The organism is Streptomyces sp. NPDC006283 (assembly GCF_040613325.1).
Lineage (GTDB): Bacteria > Actinomycetota > Actinomycetes > Streptomycetales > Streptomycetaceae > Streptomyces.
The window spans coordinates 1-3,257 of sequence record NZ_JBEXRZ010000386.1 but is presented as its reverse complement, the minus strand read 5'-3'; the positions used below and the strand labels follow the sequence as shown (position 1 = coordinate 3,257).

Annotated in this window: 2 protein-coding genes; both read right to left on the bottom strand. The window is 69.5% G+C overall.

Translation table 11 applies throughout. The annotated features are described in order from the left end of the window. Nucleotides 1-2,043, bottom strand: a 2,043-nt coding sequence (locus ABZ070_RS36325; protein WP_356640353.1) for a hypothetical protein, incomplete at its 3' end; no start/stop codon positions are given. Between the two features lie 231 nt (nt 2,044-2,274). Then, the coding region (locus tag ABZ070_RS36320; protein ID WP_356640351.1) for an FG-GAP-like repeat-containing protein at nt 2,275-3,257 on the bottom strand (983 nt) is incomplete at its 5' end.

The following is a 3,257-nucleotide window of genomic DNA, read 5'->3' as shown; positions in this document are numbered from 1 at the left end:
CAACCACCAACGCGGCTTCCACACACCACCCTTGACGTTCACCGACGCCGCAGCATCGGAATCCACCACGCCCAGGGCGGAGGTGGCGACGCCGGTTCCGAGCAGGCGGATCGCGCCCTTGGCGTCGGCCCAGGCGAGGGTGTTCGTCGTCGGGTCGACCGACCAGGCCTCGTCGTACGGGGGCAGGCCGGCGTCGACGTCGAACTCGTTGCCGCCGTCGCGCAGGTCCTTCACTCTGATCTTGTCGTCCCGCAGATAGGCGACGAGCCCGTCGCCGAGCTGCGCACCGGCGTTGTATCCGATGCCGAGCGGCGTGATCGTGCGCGTCTGAAGGTCGTACACGCCCTCGTCGTTGCGACCGGAACAGTTCCAGTGCAGCCAGCGGCCGACCACGGAGGCGCCTTCGACGAAGCAGTCCGGGATGTACGCGTACGCGGACTGCAGTCTGGCACCCGTCCGGATGTCGTAGCCGACGACCTCGCCCTTGCTGCCGCCTCCTGTCCACAGCGTGGTGCCGGAGAGGTCGAACGGGTGCACCGGGAGCGTCCTTGCGACCTTGCCGGTGTCGGTGTCCACGATGCGGGTCTCCGACCCACCGCCGGACGCCGTCGCGTAGACGACCGCCCAGCGGCCCCAGCTGCCGACGAAGCCCGAGGAGCCGGTACCGACGTCGACCTTGGCGCCCGGGAGTCGGCCGCCGTCGGACAGCCGGTGCAGCGGCATGACCTGGGTGGGGCCGGTGCCCCTTTCACCGCCGTAGACGATGCGTCCGTCGCCCGTCTCCTGCACCTTCGGGCAGTAGTCGATCGCGCACTCGTCGGGCAGCACCAGCCAGCCGCGGTCCTTCCGGTCGCCGTGGACGATCGATCCGCCCTCCGGCCCGGCGGTGCGCGTGTACATCCCCGCGCGCGCGAGCTCGGCGACGCCTTCCACCGTGGTCAGGCGCCCCTGGTTGAACGTCATGCGGTGCACCTTGTTCGGCACGGTCCTCGACACGACGCGGGTCTCGCGGGTAGCCACCGCGCGCTGGGAGCCGTCGGTCTCGATCCGCTGGACGCCCCAGTCGGAGGTGTTCGGTCCGCCGTTCACCAGCAGACCGCCGCCGGCCGTGGCTCTGGCCAGCCCCTCTGATCGGGCCAGCAGGGTGCGTGCCGCGGTGCCGTCCATCGGCTGGGCCTCGACGCGCCAGGAGTGGAAGTCCCGGTCGAGCGGGCCCAGCGCCGCATCGTGACGGGCCACGATCAGCTCGTCGCCGACCATACCGAGGAGGCGGGTGTCGTCGCCGTCCGCCAGCGGCCAGGTTCGTTCCGCCTGCGTCGGGTCGTCGCGCCGGAAGATCGACACCTTGCCGTTCGCCCGGTACAGCAGGTGGTCGGAGGTCAGCGCCAGGTCGTCCGCACGCAGATCGGTGAAGGGAAGGGGCACGGCGCGACGCTGTGTCACATCCAGCCACACGATCTTCCCGGCGTAGGCGATCACCAGACCGTCGGCGTCACCGAGCCCCGGGATGACCGCGTAGCCGCCCCGCGAGGTCTCGCCCTCGACGAGGCTGTCGCGCAGCTGCCCCGTCTCCATGTCGAGCACATGGAAGCGGGAGTCGTAGTCCCGGGTCAGAACGTTTCTGCCGAACGTCCCGAAATACTCGTGGCCGGACGGAAGAGCGACGGTCACCGTGTCACCGGTGACCATGTCCCGAAGCTCGACGGTCTTCGCCGCCTCCCGGTACTGGGCGACGACATCCGACCCGGTGCCCCACTGGAACGTACGCCCGTCGACGTCCGCGGTCGCATCGACCTGGACGTCGGCCTCACCGTCGTACGACCGCCAGACCGCACCGCGCCCCTCTTCGACGCGGAGGTACCCGTGCGGTCCGACGTTCAACAGATCGCTGCGCATGGGGACGTCAGTCGTGACGCCCGGGATCACCACCTGCGCCGAGGGCTCCGCCGCCGAGGCGCCGGGCAACGCCGGGCCGGCGATCACGGCCGCTCCCAGCACGACGGCAGCGGCGACGAAGCCGCCCAAGGGTCTCTTCCCGTACACGTGTCTCCTCTTCGGGCACATGAAAAATCTCCGGTGCATGAAGGGAGCGCATGGCATCGGCACGCCGTCGCCGGTGAAACGTCACGGAAGACGCGGTGCTTCGATGAGATGTGTGAGGGGCGCGTCGGCTGCCCCGCCCATCCTGCCCTCAGTGCCCCCCACTGCAGGTGAGCGGATGGTAACAGCCTTTCGGCCATGGCCGAAAGGCTGTTACCGCTCGGTGGGCAAGGGTCAGTACAGGCCCTTGAAGGCCGTCCAGCCGCTGTTGCCGATCTGCACCCGGCCGCCGAGCGTGCCGTTGCCCGTCCCGCTGAACCGGAACAGCTTCCCGGCCGTGTCACGCGCCACGACGTCCGGCTTCCCGTCACCCGAGATGTCACCCATGCCGACGACCGACGTGTACGACGTGCCCCAGGCATCCGCCAGCTTCACACGCGACGTAACGCCGCCGGTCGCGGTGCCGTAGTAACGCCACAGCGCACCCGCCTTGTCGACACCCAGCAGGTCGCCCCGGCCGTCACCGTTCAGATCACCGGCACCCACGACCTTCGCGTACGTCTTCCAGTTCGTACCGATCTTCACCCGGCCCTTGAACCGGTGATCAGCCGTGCCCGCATAGAAGTACATGTCACCGGTCGTGGTCTGTCGGGCGATCAGGTCCTGCCGGCCGTCACCGTTCACATCACCCGGTGAGGTCAGCACATCGAACTGACCCCACCCCGTACCGATGCTCGTGTACGGCGACGACGGCGACACCACCTTCCCGCAACCCGGCCGGTACACCCGAAGCTCCGTCCCCAGCCGCACCAGCACGTCATTGCACCGGTCACCGTTCACGTCCCCGAAGGGAACGAGATAGGCGCTGGTCGAGAAGTTCCCGCTGCCCGCCACGCGCGAGGAGACCCCGCCCGTGCCCGTGCCCTTGTACAGCGACACCAGACCGGCCGAGTCCTTCACCAGCAGCTCGCCGAAACCGTCGTCGCCGACCAGGTCTCGGAAGACGGGGGCGGCTCCGCTGACGCTGACCGCGCCCGTGACGGTCAGGTCGGCGCCTTGGCCGTCGGCCGGCTTCGCCGAGAACGACCACGTGTAGGCGCCGTTCGCCACCAACCGGCCGGACGCGTCCTTGCCGTCCCACGAAGGCGAGACCAGACCACGCGCCTCACCACCCGACAGCGTCCGCACCACAGCCCCCGTCGCCTTGTGCCGCAGCA